The sequence below is a fragment of the Paenisporosarcina sp. NPDC076907 genome (genome assembly GCF_050269735.1).
GTDB lineage: Bacteria > Bacillota > Bacilli > Bacillales_A > Planococcaceae > Paenisporosarcina.
On record NZ_JBNNIX010000002.1, the window covers coordinates 52014 to 72382 of the forward strand.

The window sequence follows — 20369 nt, forward strand, 5'->3', positions numbered from 1 at the left end:
GAGTAAGACGTTTCTTCTTTAGTCTAGATTCTAATTAAAAAGAGTCTATTATAGGTTTCAGTAAAGTGGAAGTTTATTTTCATGCTGCGAAAGTTGAGTTTATTTAAAACATCTTTCATCCCAACAGGATACGTCATATTTAAACATGATATGATAGATATAGTTTTTTTATAAAGGAGTTCAACTAAGAATGCAATCATTTGATGACCAAATAAATCACTTACTAAAAGAAACGGCACGAGCCTATACATTATATAAAAAAGCGGACGATATGGAGCGAATAAATAAAACGACTTTATTTGCTCAAAAATTAATGGACAGGGAATTTACAATTGGATTCGCTGGACACTTTTCTGCAGGCAAATCTAGTATGATCAATGCTTTGACTGGTGAGCAACTTCTGCCATCCAGTCCGATCCCGACAAGTGCTAATATCGTGAAAATACATAAAGCTACAAATGATTTTGCGATTGTATATATGCAAAATCAACAACCTGTCAAATTTACGGGAGATTATGATTTTGCAACGGTTAAAGAATTTTGTAAGGATGGGGATGCTGTTTCTCAAATTGAGATAGGCCATGAATCTTCAGTATTGCCAGAAGGAATCACCGTCATGGATACACCTGGAGTTGACTCTACAGATGATGCACACCGCATGTCGACAGAATCATCTTTACACTTGGCAGATATTGTTTTCTATATGATGGACTATAATCACGTCCAATCGGAGCTGAACTTCGGGTTTACAAAACAACTGATGAAATATAACGACAATGTCTATTTGATCGTTAACCAGATAGATAAACACCGTGAAAATGAATTAACGTTTACGCAATTTAAAGATTCTGTACATGATTCATTCAAAGCATGGGGCGTCATTCCTAAAGAGATCTTCTTTACATCTTTAAAAGATACTGATCATCCTCAAAACGATTTAAATGAAGTCCGGGAAATCGTCTTATACAGTATGAACAACTGGCAAGACCAATTAGTGAAGTCTTCAACTAATACATTAACGAAATTACATGATGAACATATCGAATATTTATCGGCAGAAGTAGAGGAGTGCCAGGCTACTTTCGCTAACGTATTATCCACGGACGAGTGGGAACAGAAAGAAGAAATGAAATTAACGGCCCTACACTATCAAAAACAGGCAAATTTACTTTCATCTAAAGCTTGGAAAGAAACGTTCGAATCTAATCGTAAAAATTTGCTTGATAATGCTGCGATGATGCCTTATGAGCTACGGGATAAATTAAGATCATATTTGGAATCGAAACAGGAAAATTTCAAGGTGGGGCTTTTCTTCAGTGGAAAGAAAACAGAAGAAGAAAGAAATTTACGCGGACAGCTGGTTGAGAAAGAGTACGATAACGTTATTCAGTCTCAAATTTCAGGACATATGCGTTCATTAATGAAACAGTCGTTAAAAGATGTTGGATTATTAAGTGATGAACAATCACTGGCCATTGATCAAATGGAGTTCCATCCCCCTCTAAAAATCATTGATGAACAAATTCAAAAAGGGTCATTGGTTACGGCAGATTCAGTGTTGAATTTTGCAAATCGTGTTACTGATACGACGAAAAAGTGGTTTATCCAACAAACGGATGGATGGAAAAACGTCCAAGCAAAAGTCATTGATGACTTACCGGAAGATAATTTTGGTCTAGCGGATTCTAAATCTCGTGCCTATCAAGAAAAGTTATTGGCGATTGAGACATTGGAACAAATGCACAATCAGCTTAAAGCTTTTACAAAAGAATGGGACAACCCTTCAAGAAACATAGACAGTCTTGCTACTGAGCTGGTAGAGACATGGATGAAAAACCATGAGTTGGCGGAACAACAAATGGTCCCATTTGAATCTTCGATGATTGTCGAAAAAGACAAGGATGAAGAAGTGATAGAACTATTTACTGAAAAACCTGAATCATCAGGAGTCGAAGTGACTGATACGTTGACACGGGCGAAGTACATTGCAAGCCAGATTGAACATATCCAAGGCTTCTCTGAAGTTGCACGGTATCTGCAAACAAAATCTCAACGTCTAGAGAAACAGGACTTTACCATTGCTTTGTTCGGAGCATTCAGTGCAGGAAAATCGTCTTTCTCAAACGCATTGATGGGGGCCAATGTATTACCGGTTTCCCCGAACCCGACAACGGCTGCTATCAATAAGATTCGACCAGTCACTAAGGACCATCCACACGAAACGGCTGATGTGAAACTGAAAACGAAAGATCAATTTTTTGGAGATGTGGCTTCTTCGTTCGAAGCCATCGGAATCATTGTTGGTTCATTAGATGAAGCCTACAAAAAGGCGAACGATATAGAAGGTATAACTTTAGAAAACGAAGGATTGCAAGTACACAAAGCATTCATTCGTGCTTTTAAAGAAGGATATTCTGCATTCAAAGACAAGTTGGGAGAGACGTTGCGCGTCGATCGCGTTGAATTTGAAGCGTTCGTTGCTCAGGAAAACAAAAGTTGTTTCGTGGATACCATTGATTTTTACTACGATTGTCCATTAACGCGAATGGGTGTTACGCTCGTTGATACACCTGGAGCAGACTCCATTAATGCCCGACATACTGGGGTGGCATTTGAATATATCCGAAATGCTGATGCAATTCTTTTCATTACGTATTACAATCATGCATTTGCACGTGCGGACAGAGAATTTCTGATTCAATTGGGTCGTGTAAAAGATGCATTTGAATTAGATAAAATGTTCTTTATCGTCAATGCGATTGACTTGGCTTCAAGCGAAGAGGAAGCAAATGACGTCAAGAATTATGTGACGAGCGAATTACAACGATTCGGTATACGCTTCCCACGCGTATATGGTGTTTCAAGTCTACAAGCATTGAAAGAAAAAGAAGAGTCGATTTTATTGAATTCCGGCATGGAAATGTTTGAACAATCTTTCCAACAATTCTTATCCGAAGATTTAAAAGCGATGGCTGTCCAAGCACTATCTGAAGAGACGGAAAAAACAGTTGCCCGATTAGCTTCATTAATAGAACAAACTGAAGTGAATTTATCCAGAAAAGAAGAGCGATTGCAGGAACTACGTCTGTTGGAACAAAAAATTCGTCAACGTTTGACGAGTTCAGCTGCAGGAGTCATTACAAAGAATGCCTATCAGGAACTAGACGAACTACTTTACTATGTATTGCAACGTGTCTATTATAGATATCCTGATTTCTTTAAAGAATCTTATAATCCTTCAGTTTTTGCGAACAGATCCTCAGCTGAAGCACTTGAGTTCGCCTTGAAAGAAACATTGTCCATGCTAAGTTTTGATTTTGAGCAGGAAATGCGTGTAACGAATTTCCGTTTGAATCAATGGATCGGAAAAGCATTACAACAACGACAAAAAGATGAAATGCACGAACTTAAAGAAAGTAACAACAGTTTTTCATTTATGCCTTATGAAATTGCGGAGGCGAAGCTGCTTGATTTTGATGGACCATTTGAAAATCCGACCGTTTACTCACATGTGAAATCACATTACAAAAATAATAAATCGTTCTTTGAGAAAAATGAAAAAGAGAAGCTGAGAGATGCATTGCAAGATGCAACAAAACCAGAGGCGGAGCAATATTTAAATGCTCAAAATGTACGCATGAGAGATTGGGCAAGAGGTGTGATAGATTTGGAAGCTGAAGGATTAAGACAGCATCTACTTCATGAGTCGCTTCAACAACTTGATTCCGAGAGAACTGCAATGCAAGAAGGCACGCGCCTAGAAGAGTGGAAAGCTGTATATAACAATTTATCTAAAGGGGAATGAGCTGATGGGTAAAGTTTGGAAGTCTGCAGAAGAACTGAAGAATTTAAATGTGCGATGGATTGATACTCGATTTTCACTGCAAGATGCTAATGCGGGCAAGGAGCTATATGATCATGGTCATATAGCTGGTGCCGTCTATTTGGATCTTGAGAAAGAATTATCAGATATGAGTAAATCAAGTGGACGCCATCCACTTCCGGACAAAACACAACTGCAAAATCTTTTTGAGTCTCGAGGATTAGAGTATTCGGATCATATTGTGATTTATGATCAAGGTGGAATGCCATTTGCACCTAGAGCCTACTGGGTTTTTTGCTATGCTGGATTTCCACAAGTTACGTTGGTGAAGGAAGGATATGGGGAATTAATCAAAATGGGTTTTGAAGTTTCGACTAAAACTCCATCTTTCCCGACCTCAACATTGAACCTTCAGTGGAATGAAGACATTTTTTCGGATCGCGAGCAAGTGAAAGAAGTATCGGAAAATTCACAAGGTGTACTTCTGGATGCCCGTTCAGCTGAAAGATATGCAGGTATTCATGAACCGATTGATCACGTAGCAGGTCACATTCCATCTGCACGAAATTTGGACTGGGAACAATTAAAAGAAAATAATCGTTTTAAAGAAATTGCGGAAGTATTGCCAACTGTTGCAACAGTTGTTAAACAAGATGAAGAGATCACGGTGTATTGTGGAAGTGGTGTAACTGCTGCTCCAGTATATGCCATGCTAAAAGAAGCGGGCTATCCGAAAGTGAAATTATATGTAGGTAGTTACAGTGACTGGATTACAGCCTACCCAGTGGACAACAAACTGACCTAGATTAACTAAAATTAAAGACAAAAAAACGAAGAGCAAATGCTCTTCGTTTTTTTGTCTTATGAGAATACTTTATAATTTTTATGTGATACTACTGTTAATGTTGATGCGGCACCAATTTTTTTTGCGTCTTCTTGAGAAATTTCAACGATGCATGAATTTTCAAGGATTTTGAAAATTGCCCCTTCAACTTCTACATCACGACGAACGAATGTGATTTTTTCACGAATTCTTCGTGCTTGTACAAATTCGGATACTTCTTTTTCATGTTTTTGGAACGTCATCTGAATTCCCCATTTCTATAACACTAATGTCATATCGACTACATTCAGCTCGAAACGAGTCGAAAGAGTCTCATGAGATTTTGTCGTATTATGAAGTTAATATGTTTCTATTATAACATAGTTTTCTGTTTTAATCTATCACGCCCGATTCATTGGTATACTGAAGATACAAAGAAGAGTGTAAAACTCTTAAATAAAGGGAGATTTTAATGACAAACACACAATTTAAAGATTTTGGTATTTCAGACGACATAATTCGCGCACTTGAAGGATTGGGGTTTACATCACCGACTGAAGTGCAATCAAAAGTGATTCCTACTGCATTGGCAAAGCGAGATGTATCAGTAAAATCACAAACAGGAAGTGGTAAAACAGCTGCATTTGGTATTCCTATTTGTGAGTTGGTGGACTGGGATGAAAACAAACCCCAAGCTCTAGTATTAACACCAACACGCGAATTAGCCATGCAAGTTTCGCAAGATATAATGAGTTTCGGTCGTTTTAAGCGGATTAAAGCTACTGCGATTTATGGAAAACAGCCGTTTGCCTTCCAACGTACAGAATTAAAACAAAAATCCCATGTCGTAGTAGGAACGCCAGGTCGTGTGATGGATCACATTGAACGCCATACACTGGATTTAAGTAAAGTTGAAATACTGGTCATCGACGAAGCGGACGAAATGTTGAGCATGGGCTTTATTGAATTAGTCGAATCCATTATCAGTCACTTGCCGAAAAAAAGATTAACCATGTTGTTCTCCGCAACACTTCCTAAAGATGTGGAGAAACTATGCCATAAATATATGGACAATCCTCTGGACATCGAAATTGAAAAGACACAAAATGTAACCCAACAAATTGATCACTCTGTATACATCGTAAAAGAAGCAGAGAAATTTGCCTTGTTAAAAGACATTACGATGGTTGAAAATCCAGACAGCTGTATCATTTTTTGCCGTACAAAAGATAATGTCGATCAACTTGTGGACTTATTGGATGATGAAGGTTATACAGTCGATAAAATTCATGGCGGGATGGAACAAAATGAGCGTTTCGACGTGATGAATGATTTTAAACGTGGAGATTTCCGTTATTTAATTGCTACCGATGTTGCGGCTCGCGGAATTGATATTGACCGTATTACCCATGTCATCAATTACGATATGCCTTTGGAAAACGAGAGCTATGTTCATCGTACAGGTAGAACTGGGAGAGCAGGGGAAGTCGGAAAAGCGATTACACTTGTAACACCCTACGAGGATCGATTCCTTGCATCGGTTGAAAAGTATATCGGCTTTGATATTCCGTTGAAAGATGCGCCTTCAAAAGAACGCGTAGTTAAAGCAAAGGCTGCCTTTAAACAAAAAATGAATGAACAACCTGAAATCAAAGTCGATAAAAAAGAACAGTTAAATGAAGATATTACGAAATTGTACTTTAACGGTGGTAAGAAGAAGAAAATCCGTGCTGTGGACTTTGTCGGAACCATTGCAAAATTGGATGGAATGACTGCGCAAGATATCGGCATCATTACGATCCAGGACAATGTTTCTTATGTGGAAATTTTAAATGGAAAGGGACCCCTAGTTTTGAAGCAAATGAGAAACACAACAATAAAGGGGAAACTCTTAAAAGTTCATATCGCAAATAAATAACAAGATAATATTATTATGTAAACTAAATAACGAAACAAAACACAGCTTCCTAATCATGGAAGCTGTGTTTTTATTGAAGGGAAGAGAATATAAATCAATATATCGCTATAAAAATTTATGTTCTCTACTTGCACTCGATAAAAAAGAAGGTGGTCGGCTATTTCTTTCGCTTTCCGCGGACGAAACGCAAGCCTCCTCGACTCAGCTGTCTCTGACAGCGGAGCCTGCGGGGTCTAGCTTGTTCCGTTTATTCCGCAGGAGTCTTCAGAAATAGCCGACCACTATCCTATTAACTATTTTGAAGAGGAACGCTGACAGAGCGCGTTCTGTTGATTGGAGTGGAGGCGGCGAAAACAAGACTGCTCCTGCGGTTACTCCTCGCAAAGATTAGGACCAAATTGCCTTTGGTCCCAATCTTTTCAGCGGGAACAGCACGAACTGAAGGCCCCGCAAGAAATAAAGGAACGAAGACTAAGTGCGCCACATCGTGTTGCTCCTGCGATTACTCGTCGCAAAATGCAGGGCTAAGATATTTGGCAACGTCTTCGTGACCAACATCCTGTTGGCCCGAGGAGACTGAAGCCGTGCCCGCGAAACGCGTCCGCCGCAAGGGAAATCAACATTTTCTTACATTGCCACTTTTTAAGAGTATGCAGTTATATTAACTTGTTTTATTCTTTCTCTACAGTCAGACACAGCTGCCTAATTATAGCAGCTGCGTTTTTAATTGGTGTTGGCCGGTACTAAAAACCGAATGGCTTTTGGTTTTATGGTAATTTCTACTGGTGTTTGTAAATAAATTTCTCCATCCATATCCACATTTTTCGGTTCATCTGTTTTAATCACAATGTGTTTACCGGTATAGTGTGTCACGTTCATCAAATCGTCTGGCATAATGTCCGGCTGAGACAAAGAGAACCATTCGCGAATGGCTGTCATTGTTGACGATTGAATGAGGACCACATCCAATTGGCCATCAGAAGGGTCAATAATGTCTAGAGGGAAACGGTGGGTTCCGATTGATTTCCCATTCATGACTAGCAACATGACAGCTTGTTCCTTATAAGTAATCCCATCAATCTCTAAATGGATTGGAAATGGTTCACTTTGCTTGAACGTTTGTAACGCACTCATAAAATAGCTTAACTTTCCGTATTTCCCTTTAAGATCCGGATTAATGTTTTCTGACGCCTCCGCAATTAACCCAATTCCTGCAAAGTTCATGAACAGACCTTCATTGATTTGTGCTAAATCCACATCTCGAATGACTCCATTTACAATTTCCTCTGCCGCTTCTTTAAGGAAAGGTGGAATGCCTAGGGTACGGGCAAAATCATTGCAAGTGCCTCCAGGAAGCAAACCGATGATGGGGAAATTCTCAATCTTCTCCAATACTTGAACAGCTGTGTGCAGCGTGCCATCTCCACCCATCAAAAATAAAACATCCGCATACGATGCGTCCATGCATGCTTGTTTAAATTCTTCAGGAGATAGAGTCTGAACGATTGTTAGTTTGTGACAATGAGTTGCAATGACTGGAACTACATTTGATAGTGCTTGCTCTGCAGAGTCCTGCCCAGCTTGTCCATTAAATAATAGAACGCCATGTTTGAAACGGGGCATCTTTTCACCTTCTCATGAAGTATAATATTACTAAAATCAATTGAAATTACTATAACATACTTAATGGGAGTGATTGAATTGTCAAACCAAAAATTTGTTTATACCACGTATATCCGCACCAATCCAAATAGGCTTTGGCAAGCACTGACTAGTAGTGAAGATACTGAACGATATTTCTTTAACAGTAAAGTTCAGTCCACTTGGCAAGTTGGAGAAAATGTCACTTTTTTTAGGGATTCTAAATTAGATGTAATGGGTGAATTGCTAGAACTCGAGCATTGCAAAAAGTTATCCTTTACGTGGACATCCCCAGAAGATCCAACTTCGCGAAATGAGCCTACAGTCGTTACGTTTTTGATTAAAGAACTAGAAGAAACAGTGAAACTGACATTGATTCATTCTAATTTGGTGGAGAGCGACATCGTGGAAGATTCTGATACGTTTTGGGGACTTAACAATGGATGGCCGGCTATTTTGAGCAACTTGAAAAGTTACCTTGAAACAGGAAATACACTAAAGGCAATTCAAGCTTAATAGGCATACCACACAGTTTAAGAGGAAATTATCAACATTAGCCAGAGAATAAGTGTTCTGTTATACTCAAAAATATGTAAAATCGTTGTCTTCCACAAGATAGCGATTTTTTGTTTTTAAAAAGGAGTTTTCGTATGACATCGTTTTTTGAAAAACAAGCAAAATTACATAACGTACATTTAAATAAAGTGCAGCAAAAAGCAGTATGTGAAACGGATGGGCCACTGCTGTTATTGGCATGCCCTGGTTCAGGTAAAACAACTACATTGATTATGCGAATCGGATATTTAATTGAAGAAAAAGGCATAGAAGCCAAACGAATAAAAGCTATTACATTTAGTCGTGCATCAGCGAATGATATGAAAACACGTTTTGAGCAGTTTTTCCCTTCATTGAACCAACCTGGTTTTTCGACCATCCATAGTTTGGCATTTTCTATAACTTCGCGTTATTTAAAAAGTCGTGGGATTGCTTTCACCTTAATAGAAGGAACACCAATCACCAATGCACCGACGAAATCTCAACTACTGAAGGATTTATATAAACAATCACTGAAAGAAGATTGTTCTGATGATCAATTGCAAGAGATGGTTCAATTCATTAGTTTCATTAAAAACAAAATGATTCCTCAGACCAAATGGAAAGACGAAGAATTGCCAAATCCGGAAGCTGTGAAAATCACGATTCAATACGAAGCAATCAAAACCCAAAACCCTGCACATCTTTTGCTGGATTTTGATGATTTACTGGTACTTGCGTATGAAGCTTTATCTTACGACCAACACATTATGGCAAGTTTCTCAAAACTATATGATTATGTGCTAACTGATGAAAGTCAGGATACTTCAAGAATTCAGCATGCAATCGTGGAAAAACTGGTTTCTGGTCATCAAAACTTATGCGTCGTTGCAGATGATGATCAAACAATCTATTCTTGGAGGGCAGCAGATCCTTCCTATTTATTGAAATTCAAGGATACGTATCCAAAAGCCAAAATATTGAAAATGGAACAAAATTATCGTTCATCTTACAACATCGTTTCGGTTGCCAATCAATTCATTAAAAGGAATAAAAGTAGATATAAAAAAGAAATGTTTACGGAAAATAGACCGTCTCAAGATATTGCATTAAAACAACTTCATGATGATCAGGCCCAGATGAGGTATGTAATTTATGGACTACTTGATTTAAAGGAAACCGGCAGTGCTGCCATTCTATTTCGGAACAATGCGAGTGCCATTTTATATATAAGTGAATTGGAAAGAAGAGGCATTCCATTTTACATGAAGGATGTCGATCAGCGATTTTTTTCACATTGGGTAGTTGAAGATATCTTGAATTTCATGAGATTAACTTTTAATTTAGAGCGGAAAGATATTTTTCTTAAAATAGCACGTAAGTTCAATCTATATCTATCAAATGATCAAATCCGCAAATTTGAACGTGTCGAAGAGACAGGGAATGTTTTTCAGCTCCTTTCTCGACATGTACCATTAAAGGATTATCAAGTGCAATCGTTGCAAAACTATGCAAACGTATATGAGAAAATGAAAAATTCCCGACCGAAGAGCGTCATCCGTCTAATTAAAGAACAACTCGGCTATGAACAAGTCTTAAACAACCGGGCTGAAAAATTCGGATTTCGCATTGAAGTGTTAATGGATATGATCCGGACACTAGAACAAATTGCTGAGCCTTTCACGACGATGGAGGCATTTGCTAAACGTTTAAAAGAATTGGATGAACTTACGCAAAAAGCTAAGAAAACAAAAGATCCAAACGCTGTTACGCTATCTACATTTCACAGTGCTAAAGGATTGGAATTCGATCATGTCTATATGATTGATTGTCATAATGGTACGATTCCATCAGATGAAGATCAACGAGACAACGAGAAGCTTGAGGAAGCGCGACGATTATTTTATGTTGGCATGACAAGAGCGAGGAAACATCTTGAATTGTTGACGTATGCAGAGAAAGACGGGAAAGAGAAAGTGGAGTCACGATTTATCAGCGAAGTGAGGGGCATACTTCTGAAGAATGCGAAACAACCCGAAAACTTAAAAGAACAAACAGAGCCAGAAGATCCGAATACGATCCGCAAAGCAAGCGAAATGAAAGTCGGACTAGAAATAGTCCATAAAAAATTTGGCGTCGGTCAAATCGTTCAAATCAAACCAGACCGACTTGTTCTGCAATTCGGTGAAACATCCAAAGAACTGGTGACTCAAACGATCTTAGACAATGGTTTAATTGCAAAAAATCTTCCGTTGGTTAAGGCTTGATTGTTAAGTGAATGTTACACGAACGTCATGAAAGATTGGTAGTATTGGTAGGAATCTATAGAGGTTGGTGGTTTTTTTGAGTAAACGTATTAATTTAAGTCAAGGCAAACTGGAAAAATGGGAAGAGGCATTCGTGCCAGAGAAAGATGTATTTTTTCTTAGAGACCAAGATCTCCATTTACTGAAAGAATTCGGCATGAACTGTTTATTGTTCTCCAAAGAAGAATTTATGAAACACCCTACATATAAAGCGGTGTCATATGGGAGCAGTTATACGTACTGGACATTATCTCAAGATATTTCAACAGTTGTCGTATTGCCGCATCGTGTCTTTCCATTATTAAACCAACCAGTTAGAACAGCGATTTTAAAAATCCAACAACAAGTAGGACGAGGACTGGTATTTGAAGCCCGTTATTTCGAAGGCATTCTCAGAGAGCCTGCCAAAAGCTTATTGGCCCCTTACGAATTTGTTTCGAATGAACGCATATATATTGCCATCCAAAAAGAAGTTTGGAACCAATTGCCAAAATCATTAAAATCGGATTTATTGAACCGGATTGCTTTTGATTATGATACGCCGGGAATATTTGATCCGTATGTTCCTACTGAAAGTGTGACAAGTACGTATGTTAATACTTATCCAAATGCGCACGGAGCAAATTGCTTATCATCCACGTTATTTGCTGCCGCATCCATACAGGCTGGCTACACACTTGATTGGATTATTAAGGAATGGGTTCATCCGACAACCTTTTTAAATGGACTTACACAACTGGGATACAAAGAAGTTCCATTATCCATGGATGCCATTTTCCCACATGATATTCTTGTGTGGAAAGATGAGAAGAATCAAATTGTTCATGCAAGCTTCCATATTGATAAAAACTACTTTTTCAATAAGAATGGGCAAGTATTTTTCAATCCTTGGAAAACCGTCCACATGAGAGAGCTGGAAGAACAATGGAGTGCTTATAAAATACATGTGTACCGAAAATAAGAGGTTGTCTAAATGTGGAATATTCTCTAAACTGAAAGTATGAAGTTTGAGAGGAAGTGTCCACATGAAACAATGGACGAAATCAGTAGTTATTGAAGCACCAATTGAGACCGTGTGGCAGTATTTGGACGGGGATTTGGATAAAATGCAACAAATCATGCCAAACGTAGTAAGCAATACACCAGTACTGGTAACAGAAGAAGTTGTTGGCAGTGTCTTCCGTCAAGAATACCGAGAAGGCAAGAGGGTGGAAGCTTATGATGTACACGTGACTGAGTACAAAAATACCCCTACTGAAAAACACATGAAAGTTGCATTTACTCTTGCCAAATTATTTGATATTACAGCAGAATATGAATTAGAATCACTGACTGATGCTAAAACGAAATTTGTTTACACATGTACAAACAAACCGCTTAAATGGTTTATCAAATTATTCTTGGTATTTGCCAATGATAAAGTGGTAGTGAAATTTGTAGAACGAGTGAAACAGGTTGCAGAAAGTAATCGCGCATAACAATTTTGAGCGTCGCACGAAAGCGACGCTTTTTCATGTGTTTAAAGGAGAAAAGATATGGTACAAGCAATTGGAATAGATGTCGGTGGTACTTTAACCAAAATCGCCTACTTTGAAGAAGACCAACAGTTGAAATTGTTACATTTCCCTTCAGCTGACTTGCAAAAAGTAAGTGATTGGATTGCTTCTTTTAAAGAAGATATTCAAATTGGTTTAACTGGGGGACGTGCAGAACAATTAAAAACGTTTTTAAGGTCACATAAAAATCTTCATTACTTGGTTGAATTCGACGCAACCATTGCTGGTGTCAAATATCAGCTGAAAAAGGATGGTCAAGATTTCGCCGAGGCTGTCATTACCAATATTGGCACAGGAACATCCATTCATTCGCTGAGAGGGGATACCCATGTTCGAATTGCTGGAACTGGTATTGGTGGAGGTACGTTACTTGGAATGTCAGCGTTAATGACGGGCATTTATGAGTTCGAACAAATTGTTCAGCTTTCGGCAAGTGGCAGCCGTTCTGAGGTGGACATGTTAGTTAGTGATATTTATTACGGGAATAAAACGCCTATTGATGGTGGATTGACTGCAAGCAATTTTGGGGACGCGGGTTTAAGACCACTTCTGGAACGATCCAAAGAAGATATTTTAGCAACAGTTCAAGGCCTGGTTGGTGAAGTTATTTCAACATTAAGCATTCAATGTGCTGATGCTGAAAAAATGGAGCATATTGTGTATATTGGGTCGACTTTAGCTGAAAACGAACCACTTCAAAAGATTATTGGAAGCTATACAAAACGAAAAAACCGCACACCTGTTTTTCTTAAGGATAATGGATATAGTGGCGCGATTGGTGCACTTTTGAGCAAATTTGATGGAAACTGAAACGTTATTAAAAACTGATTTTTATAAAAATACATGAACATTTCATTTGCATTAACCTGGTTTTCATGTTACATTAATAGAGGATTATTTTTGTTCGGATATGAGTAAGACTTGTAAGAGATTTTATCTCCACGATTTGAGCAAGGATAGTAACACAATGTGTACTTAGTACACGAGGAGGAAACACACATGGAACAAGGTAAAGTAAAATGGTTTAACTCAGAAAAAGGTTTTGGATTCATCGAACGTGACGGCGGAGACGATGTATTCGTACATTTCAGCGCTATCCAAAGCGAAGGTTTCAAATCTCTTGACGAAGGTCAAGAAGTTACTTTTGAAATCGAGCAAGGACAACGTGGCCTACAAGCTACTAACGTAAACAAAGCTTAATTTTAAGAATAACCTATAAACAGATTCTCTTCGGAGAATCTGTTTTTTTGTACTTCATTTTCATAGAGGTATTCCAGCATAGTGGCTTTCCAAAAAACAGAGAAAAGGACTCATTCGCGTTATACGCTTATGAGTCCTTTTGCTTGATGATGGCTTTTCGTGCTAATTGATCGGCTGTGAGATTAGAGTTGTCGGGAACCCATTTAATAAAGAAGAAATCAAATGTATCGGCAATTTCAAGTGCCTTATCAAGTAATTCTTTATAAACAGGGTTTTTAGCGTATCTTTTTTCAACAGCAGCAACGACAATTTGTGAATCAGATCTGACGGATATCAGTTCTTTTGAAAGTTTCTGTGCTTCTTCAAGTCCTCGTAATAAGGCAATGAACTCTGTCGTATGATTATCATAAATCCCTACATATTCAGAAAAACGTAGTTGATGACCTTCGCCTTTGATGAAAATACCGATACCACTCGGGCCTGGATTCCCTGCACTTGCTCCATCAATATACACTTCAAGCATGAAAACAACTCCTTATTTTTCATCCACAGGTGTCATTCGTTTGGCAATATATCCAAATGGTGTACCTAGGATTGACACGAGGAACTTCAATACATAAGTAGAGATAAATACACTTAACCAAACGTCTGTCGGATAAACTCCCCAGAAAGCAATGGAAGTGAAAATCAAAGTATCAAGCAATTGACTGAGCATAGTTGATCCATTGTTACGAATCCAGAATGCACCATCAGATGGAAACAGTTTACGCAAGAAGCTGAATATAAGTACATCAGTGTATTGACTGACGAGATAGGCAATCATGCTTCCCAGCGCTATTCGTGGAATCAATCCGAAAATTGTGGATAGGGATTCTTGTGCAAAATCGTCAGCAGCTGGTTGGAACAGGAGCACCATTTGCATGATGACCGTCATCATTAAAAGAAAAATAAAACCTAACCATACCGCTTTTTTAGCTTCTTGCTTTCCATATTTTTCGTTCAATATATCGGTTACTAAAAAAATACTGCCATAAATCGCATTACCAAGTGTAGCAGTCAGACCGAAAATTTCAATTAGCTTTGTTACTTGTATATTCGCCAAAACAGTAGCAAATCCAACCCAGACGAATAAACCTGTTCTGCCAAAAAATTTATACATGATCAACACGAATAGCATGTTGACTATTGCAAATCCTAAGCCGAGCATTTCATTAAACATAAGAATCCTCCAGTAGTTTTGATAACGCGGGATGTTTACGAACCGCAAAAAAACGTGTTGTTTTCCAACTTGACTATTATAATGTCAGTTGCAAGCAAATGCAATGAGGGTGTAAGATAAAGTAGCACTTTCTTTGGATATGGATTGTAAAGCAAAGAAGTGTTTCATTTTTAATGAAAGGATGAAGCAATTTTGAACAAACTGACAGTTATCAGTGAAATTGATGATTTGCTTGAGACTTATTGCGATGGTTGCTTCATTAAAAGAGAACTCAAACTAAACGGTGGTAAAACGATGGCACACCGTTTTTGTATAAACAGTTGTACAGTTGGTGACCAATTGCAATTTTTAGGGCAAGAGCTCAACAAAGTGAAAATGAAATAATGAACAAGATAAAACCCACCAATCGATTGATTGGTGGGTCAACTTTATTATGTAATCAATAAGACATTTGCGGCTTGTGGACCTCGGTTACCGTCTATTATTTCGAAAGAGACAACTTGACCTTCATCTAACGTTCGGAACCCATCACCATGGATTCCAGTAAAATGGACGAACACATCTTCACCATCATTGTATTCAATAAATCCGTAACCTTTTTCATTGTTGAACCATTTTACTTTGCCTTGGTGCATGAACGTTCCTCCTCATAATATTCGAGTGAAATGTCAATTTCCAGAACCGCATATAACAAAATATTCTGCGAATGGATGGCTATACTATACATGAATTGTCGAAAGTAGTCAATTCACTGTCGATTCACTCTGTTGCGATTTTAGTTCCATCTGTGCAATGATACTATTAGTGACCTTTATTTGTCCTTGAAGGAAGGAAGATCAAATTGAATACGATTGAAAAATGCGAACAACTAGTAAAAGATATTTACAATCAATTTGACGCAAGTCATGATTTTCAACATATTGAACGCGTAAGAAAGAACGCACAAATTATTAGTCAGGAAGAAGGGGCAGTTCGTACTGATTTAATAGAACTTGCTGTACTTCTTCATGATGTCAGTGATGTGAAATACAGTGGCAGTGAAGGGAAAGCTAAAGAGAATGCCATACTGGATGAACTTGATTTGCCAATAAGTGATCGACAAGAAATTGTCGAGATTATCGAATCGGTATCATTCAGTGGCGGACATGAAAAAGAAGCCAAAACAATTGAAGCCAAGATTGTTCGTGATGCAGACAGACTTGATGCCATAGGTGCAGTGGGCATCGCCAGAACGTTTGCCTATGGCGGAGCGAAAGGCAGGCCTCTGTACGATTGGTCAGAGACGGCAAGAATGAACATGTCCGAATCTGAATACCGATCGAAAGAAACAGCATCCGTTACGCACTTTTACGAGAAATTACTCTTATTAAAAGATTTAATGGTTACCGAATCAGGGAAAAAATTAGCTTTGCAGCGTCATGAATTTATGTTGGCATTTATCGACCAACTGAAAATAGAAACGAGTGAAGAAAAATGAGTCATTTAATAGTTTCAAATTTAACCAAGACAGTAGGAGAAAAGACATTATTTGAAAACATCGATTTTACAATTTATGCTGGTGAACGAGCTGGCTTAATTGGTGTAAATGGAACAGGAAAATCAACCTTCCTTTCAATCATTTCAAAACAAATTGAGGCAGATAGTTTATCTATGGACCATCCAAATCAATACCGAATTGCATTTTTAGAGCAAGATCCGCAGTTTGATGATGATTTAACCGTACTTCAAGCTGTCTTTAGTGGAGACTCACCTGCCTTAGTAACGAATCGAAAGTATGAAGATGCTTTAAATAAATTAAATGAAGATTCCTCTTCTGTTGAATATCAAGATGCGTACATGGAAATCCAATCTCAAATGGATCTAAATAATGCGTGGGATATAAATTCGATGGCTAAGACAGCCTTACAGAACCTTGGAATAGATATGTTTGACCGTAAAGTGAACGAACTTTCTGGCGGACAACTTAAACGTGTTGCATTAGCAAAAGTGTTGGTGGAACCAGCAGATTTAATATTACTAGATGAGCCTACCAACCATCTTGATGTTCAATCGTCAAAATGGTTACAAGAAAGTTTAGCGCGTCTATCAAGTGCTATTATTTTCGTAACACATGATCGCTACTTTTTAGATGGCGTATCTACACATATCTATGAAATTGCTGACCAAACCATGTACACACATCGTGGAAATTATGGAGATTATTTAGAAGCAAGAGCTATCCGAGAAGATATGGCTGCTTCTTCTCAGTTAAAACTACAAAACCGTTTCCGTTCAGAGTTAAAATGGATTCGTCGTGGTGCCAAGGCAAGAACAACTAAACAAAAAGCACGTATCCAACGTTTTGATAAATTGGATGAACAAATGGAACGCAACAATGACAACACATCTCTAGAAATGAAACTGGCTACAACTCGTCTAGGAAAAAAAGTGCTTGAAGGAATAGATCTTTCAAAAGCATATGAAAACAAACAAATCATTAAAGATTTTTCTTTCCTATTACAACCAGGTGATCGCATCGGTATTGTCGGACCTAATGGTGCTGGTAAGAGTACACTTATTAATATGTTAGCTGAGAAAATTATGCCTGATAGTGGGGAATTGAGTGTTGGGCAAACCGTTAAAATTGCTCATTTTGAGCAAACGATACCTCCAATGAATCCAAATACTCGTATGATTGAGTATGTCCGAGAGTCTTCAAATGATATTGAAGGTTCAGATGGAGTTAGACATTCAGCTGCCCAAATGCTTGAACGATTCTTGTTCCCACTTAAAGTTCATGGCACACCGATTGGGAAATTGTCAGGTGGAGAACGCAAAAGACTTCATTTGCTTAAACTCTTAATGGAACAACCAAACGTTTTACTACTGGATGAGCCAACAAATGATTTGGACATTCAAACGTTGTCAGTGCTGGAAGATTTCATCGAACAATTCCCCGGGGTTGTAATTACAATTTCTCATGATCGCTTTTTCCTAGATCGTATCGCGAAAAAATTATGGGTTCTTGATGGAAAAGGAAATACACGAGAAGTACAAGAGATTTATTCTGACTTCCTGGAACAAGCACCAGAAATTCTAGTTGAACCAGTAGATATAGTAGAACAACCTGAACCAGTAAAAACGAAAGAACCGAAGAAAAAATTATCTTTTAAAGAACAAAAAGAATGGGAAACCATTGAATCAGATATTGAAAAAATTGAAGAAGCGATCATCATTGCGGAAAAAGAAGTGGAATCTGCTGGTGCAGACTTCGAAAAATTGCAAAAAGCAACGAACCAACTCGAAGCTTTAAACGAGCAATATAACCACTTAATAGAGCGATGGGGTTACCTGCAAGAAATTATTGGGTCATGATACGATCCAAGTAGGAGGCGTTTTGCGTGAAAATACTTACAATTGAACCGACACCAAGTCCGAATACCATGAAAGTAATCGTGGACCATGAACTTCCTTTTGGGAAAAGTTTTAATTATAAAAAGGATGAAAGTTCAGAGGCACCTCAGGAAATCGTCTCCATTTTAAATATACCAGGCGTTAAAGGGATTTATCATGTTGCGGATTTTTTGGCAATTGAACGATTGGCTAAGAATGACTGGGAACAAATATTAGCTGAAGTGCGTAATGTATTTGGAGAAAATGATCAAGCCATTTCAAATGGAGTCCAATTGGACGAACACTTTGGGGAAGTCTATGTACATGTACAACAAATCAAAGGAATTCCTCTTCAAGTGAAAGTATTTGACCAAACTTCTGAAGAACGTATCGGATTATCTCCACGGTTTATAGAAGCCATGAATGCAAGCATGCAAGATCAGGATGAAAATTACATTTTGCAACGTAAATGGGCAGATTTCGGTGTTCGCTATGGTGAGACAAAAGAAATAGCAGCTCAGATCAAAGAAGAAATCGAAGCTGCTTATCCGGATGCTCGTCTGACTCAATTGATAGAAGCTGTGAAGAGTCCAAAAAACGAAGTGATTGCTCATGGTCGTAAAATAACACTTGAAGAATTTCAAGTGGATGCTTGGGAAGAACGTTTCCAATTGCTTGACCAAATGGCCGACCCATCAGTCGACGACTTGCCACTATTGAGTGAAGCATTGGAAGATGACCAAATGTCCATTCGCCGCCTAGCGACAGTTTATTTAGGGATGATTGATAACGAAAAGGTCATACCTTATATGGAAAAGGCCTTACAGGATAAAAGTCCATCTGTAAGACGGACAGCAGGAGATTGCATGAGTGATTTAGGATTTCCTCAGTTTGAAAATGCGATGATGCTTGCACTGACGGACAAAAACAAACTTGTGCGATGGCGCGCAGCGATGTTCCTATATGAAACAGGAACTGAAGATTCTTTACCCGCCCTTCATCAGGCGAAAGAAGACCCTGAATTTGAAGTGAAGCTCCAAGTCAATATGGCGATTGCACGTATCGAGCAAGGGGAAGAAGCAAAAGGCTCCGTTTGGAAACAGATGACGGAAGCCAGAAATCAGTAAATCAATTTAAACAAACCAAAAATGTTAGCAAAGGTGATCCAGATCACATTTTGCTAACATTTTTTGCTTTACTATTAAATTATGTTCCGAGCTCATAAGTTTCATCGATTGTAGATATAACGTAACCACTTATTGAACAGAATTTGCAATATCAACTAATACTTTTAGAGAAACACTTTTTGAAATCCGTTTATCTACTAGCAATATATATTGCCACTCATTTTTTTCGAATGCCAGTAAATCAAGGGGCATTTTAGTGCTATATATCGCTTCACTTCCATCATTTAGTTTAACTTTATGATCAATTTTTTCTTTACTGAATTCTAATTTATACTTAACCGGTTTTACCCTAATTTGATAATGATTCTGTGCAATATCTTTATTTAGATAAGTAATTTGAAAACTATCATTCGCATTCCCTTCCAAATTACTGAATCTGCCTAAATTGTGAGTGAAGGCAATAGGTGGTAGTTGGGAGGGCAATGCGATATCACGTTTAAAGTGATTTGTGCTTTCCATATAGGCTTTATTAACTTCTTTATAGCCAATGTCATATAAAAGTTTTTCAAATTGAAATTCGTCCGCTTTAACTTTGATAGTAAATGATAGTACTAAACAAAAAATAATCGTTATTCCTAAAAAACTTATCTTTTTCATGGCAGTCACCTCATCATACAGTTTGTGTAAGTAAAAGTGGCTCATACATGTTATAAAAAATGAATGAATAGTAATGCACTGCATGAAATTAATAAAAAATAAACGGGTAAAAACATCGTGGATAAGTGAAATCTATTGAAATACAAGTTATGATAGGATTGAAAAGCTTTCTGCCAAATAAACCTAATGAATC

Annotated in this window: 19 protein-coding genes; 13 read left to right on the top strand and 6 right to left on the bottom strand. The window is 38.0% G+C overall.

Going from position 1 to position 20369, the window contains the following annotated elements; genetic code table 11:
- Positions 1 to 190: 190 nt before the first annotated feature.
- Positions 191 to 3805 carry a dynamin family protein gene (locus ACQKEV_RS07870; RefSeq protein ID WP_427446158.1) on the top strand — a complete coding sequence of 1205 codons (3615 nt, stop codon included), beginning with the start codon at positions 191 to 193 and terminating at the stop codon, positions 3803 to 3805.
- 4 nt (positions 3806 to 3809) lie between these two features.
- Entirely contained in the window at positions 3810 to 4628 is an 819-nt protein-coding gene (locus tag ACQKEV_RS07875; protein WP_427446156.1) for a sulfurtransferase, read from the top strand.
- Positions 4629 to 4684: 56 nt separating this feature from the next.
- Here the strand turns inward: ACQKEV_RS07875 and ACQKEV_RS07880 are convergent, their stop codons facing one another.
- Positions 4685 to 4909, bottom strand: coding sequence for a DUF2187 family protein (locus ACQKEV_RS07880; RefSeq protein WP_016427358.1), 225 nt, complete (start codon positions 4907 to 4909; stop codon positions 4685 to 4687).
- Between the two features lie 209 nt (positions 4910 to 5118).
- Here ACQKEV_RS07880 and ACQKEV_RS07885 point away from each other — a divergent pair, with 209 nt between their 5' ends.
- Positions 5119 to 6564 (top strand): DEAD/DEAH box helicase, encoded by a 1446-nt coding sequence (locus tag ACQKEV_RS07885; RefSeq protein ID WP_427446154.1) that lies wholly within the window; start codon positions 5119 to 5121, stop codon positions 6562 to 6564.
- A 723-nt stretch (positions 6565 to 7287) separates the two neighbouring features.
- Here ACQKEV_RS07885 and ACQKEV_RS07890 read toward each other — a convergent pair.
- Entirely contained in the window at positions 7288 to 8187 is a 900-nt protein-coding gene (locus ACQKEV_RS07890; RefSeq protein ID WP_427446152.1) for a diacylglycerol/lipid kinase family protein, read from the bottom strand.
- A 78-nt stretch (positions 8188 to 8265) separates the two neighbouring features.
- Here ACQKEV_RS07890 and ACQKEV_RS07895 point away from each other — a divergent pair, with 78 nt between their 5' ends.
- From ACQKEV_RS07895 to ACQKEV_RS07920, 6 genes are all read left to right on the top strand, one after another.
- On the top strand, positions 8266 to 8721 hold the full coding sequence (locus ACQKEV_RS07895) for an SRPBCC family protein (protein WP_427446150.1): 456 nt from the start codon (positions 8266 to 8268) through the stop codon (positions 8719 to 8721).
- A gap of 134 nt (positions 8722 to 8855) precedes the next feature.
- Positions 8856 to 11006, top strand: coding sequence for an ATP-dependent helicase (locus ACQKEV_RS07900; protein WP_427446148.1), 2151 nt, complete (start codon positions 8856 to 8858; stop codon positions 11004 to 11006).
- A 67-nt stretch (positions 11007 to 11073) separates the two neighbouring features.
- Complete coding sequence (locus ACQKEV_RS07905) at positions 11074 to 12006, top strand: hypothetical protein (protein WP_427457871.1); 933 nt, start codon at positions 11074 to 11076, stop codon at positions 12004 to 12006.
- Positions 12007 to 12070: 64 nt separating this feature from the next.
- The gene (locus tag ACQKEV_RS07910) at positions 12071 to 12523 is read left to right on the top strand and encodes an SRPBCC family protein (protein WP_427446146.1); all 453 of its coding nucleotides are present in this window, start codon (positions 12071 to 12073) and stop codon (positions 12521 to 12523) included.
- A 57-nt stretch (positions 12524 to 12580) separates the two neighbouring features.
- Positions 12581 to 13411, top strand: coding sequence for a type II pantothenate kinase (gene coaW / locus ACQKEV_RS07915; RefSeq protein ID WP_427446145.1), 831 nt, complete (start codon positions 12581 to 12583; stop codon positions 13409 to 13411).
- 189 nt (positions 13412 to 13600) lie between these two features.
- Entirely contained in the window at positions 13601 to 13801 is a 201-nt protein-coding gene (locus tag ACQKEV_RS07920; RefSeq protein WP_016427350.1) for a cold-shock protein, read from the top strand.
- A 127-nt stretch (positions 13802 to 13928) separates the two neighbouring features.
- Here the strand turns inward: ACQKEV_RS07920 and ACQKEV_RS07925 are convergent, their stop codons facing one another.
- Together ACQKEV_RS07925 and ACQKEV_RS07930 are read right to left on the bottom strand one after the other, a co-directional pair.
- Entirely contained in the window at positions 13929 to 14324 is a 396-nt protein-coding gene (locus ACQKEV_RS07925; protein ID WP_427446144.1) for a reverse transcriptase-like protein, read from the bottom strand.
- A 12-nt stretch (positions 14325 to 14336) separates the two neighbouring features.
- The gene (locus tag ACQKEV_RS07930; RefSeq protein WP_427446143.1) at positions 14337 to 15020 is read right to left on the bottom strand and encodes a queuosine precursor transporter; all 684 of its coding nucleotides are present in this window, start codon (positions 15018 to 15020) and stop codon (positions 14337 to 14339) included.
- Positions 15021 to 15212: 192 nt separating this feature from the next.
- Between ACQKEV_RS07930 and ACQKEV_RS07935 the strand changes: the two genes are divergently transcribed.
- Complete coding sequence (locus ACQKEV_RS07935; RefSeq protein WP_427446141.1) at positions 15213 to 15404, top strand: zinc-finger domain-containing protein; 192 nt, start codon at positions 15213 to 15215, stop codon at positions 15402 to 15404.
- A gap of 47 nt (positions 15405 to 15451) precedes the next feature.
- On the opposite strand, the gene ACQKEV_RS07940 is transcribed toward ACQKEV_RS07935, so the two are convergent.
- The gene (locus ACQKEV_RS07940; protein ID WP_427446139.1) at positions 15452 to 15655 is read right to left on the bottom strand and encodes a cold-shock protein; all 204 of its coding nucleotides are present in this window, start codon (positions 15653 to 15655) and stop codon (positions 15452 to 15454) included.
- A gap of 206 nt (positions 15656 to 15861) precedes the next feature.
- Between ACQKEV_RS07940 and ACQKEV_RS07945 the strand changes: the two genes are divergently transcribed.
- Genes ACQKEV_RS07945 through ACQKEV_RS07955 form a run of 3 tightly spaced genes read left to right on the top strand, consistent with a single transcriptional unit; the run spans position 15862 to position 19519 of the window.
- Positions 15862 to 16497 (top strand): HD domain-containing protein, encoded by a 636-nt coding sequence (locus ACQKEV_RS07945; protein ID WP_427446138.1) that lies wholly within the window; start codon positions 15862 to 15864, stop codon positions 16495 to 16497.
- On the top strand, positions 16494 to 18374 hold the full coding sequence (locus tag ACQKEV_RS07950; RefSeq protein ID WP_427446136.1) for an ABC-F family ATP-binding cassette domain-containing protein: 1881 nt from the start codon (positions 16494 to 16496) through the stop codon (positions 18372 to 18374). The genes ACQKEV_RS07945 and ACQKEV_RS07950 overlap by 4 nt, the downstream gene beginning before the upstream one ends.
- A gap of 26 nt (positions 18375 to 18400) precedes the next feature.
- Positions 18401 to 19519, top strand: coding sequence for a virulence factor (locus ACQKEV_RS07955; protein WP_427446135.1), 1119 nt, complete (start codon positions 18401 to 18403; stop codon positions 19517 to 19519).
- Positions 19520 to 19648: 129 nt separating this feature from the next.
- Here the strand turns inward: ACQKEV_RS07955 and ACQKEV_RS07960 are convergent, their stop codons facing one another.
- Positions 19649 to 20176, bottom strand: a complete 528-nt coding sequence (locus ACQKEV_RS07960; protein ID WP_427446133.1) for a hypothetical protein — start codon at positions 20174 to 20176, stop codon at positions 19649 to 19651.
- Between the last annotated feature and the right edge of the window lie 193 nt (positions 20177 to 20369).

Excerpts from the sequence above, each read along its gene's own strand:
- ACQKEV_RS07870 (WP_427446158.1), top strand. The coding sequence starts at position 191 with ATGCAATCATTTGATGACCAAATAAATCACTTACTAAAAGAAACGGCA.
- ACQKEV_RS07875 (WP_427446156.1), top strand. The coding sequence starts at position 3,810 with ATGGGTAAAGTTTGGAAGTCTGCAGAAGAACTGAAGAATTTAAATGTG.
- ACQKEV_RS07880 (WP_016427358.1), bottom strand. The coding sequence starts at position 4,909 with ATGACGTTCCAAAAACATGAAAAAGAAGTATCCGAATTTGTACAAGCA.
- ACQKEV_RS07885 (WP_427446154.1), top strand. The coding sequence starts at position 5,119 with ATGACAAACACACAATTTAAAGATTTTGGTATTTCAGACGACATAATT.
- ACQKEV_RS07890 (WP_427446152.1), bottom strand. The coding sequence starts at position 8,187 with ATGCCCCGTTTCAAACATGGCGTTCTATTATTTAATGGACAAGCTGGG.
- ACQKEV_RS07900 (WP_427446148.1), top strand. The coding sequence starts at position 8,856 with ATGACATCGTTTTTTGAAAAACAAGCAAAATTACATAACGTACATTTA.
- ACQKEV_RS07910 (WP_427446146.1), top strand. The coding sequence starts at position 12,071 with ATGAAACAATGGACGAAATCAGTAGTTATTGAAGCACCAATTGAGACC.
- coaW (WP_427446145.1), top strand. The coding sequence starts at position 12,581 with ATGGTACAAGCAATTGGAATAGATGTCGGTGGTACTTTAACCAAAATC.
- ACQKEV_RS07920 (WP_016427350.1), top strand. The coding sequence starts at position 13,601 with ATGGAACAAGGTAAAGTAAAATGGTTTAACTCAGAAAAAGGTTTTGGA.
- ACQKEV_RS07925 (WP_427446144.1), bottom strand. The coding sequence starts at position 14,324 with ATGCTTGAAGTGTATATTGATGGAGCAAGTGCAGGGAATCCAGGCCCG.
- ACQKEV_RS07930 (WP_427446143.1), bottom strand. The coding sequence starts at position 15,020 with ATGTTTAATGAAATGCTCGGCTTAGGATTTGCAATAGTCAACATGCTA.
- ACQKEV_RS07940 (WP_427446139.1), bottom strand. The coding sequence starts at position 15,655 with ATGCACCAAGGCAAAGTAAAATGGTTCAACAATGAAAAAGGTTACGGA.
- ACQKEV_RS07950 (WP_427446136.1), top strand. The coding sequence starts at position 16,494 with ATGAGTCATTTAATAGTTTCAAATTTAACCAAGACAGTAGGAGAAAAG.
- ACQKEV_RS07960 (WP_427446133.1), bottom strand. The coding sequence starts at position 20,176 with ATGAAAAAGATAAGTTTTTTAGGAATAACGATTATTTTTTGTTTAGTA.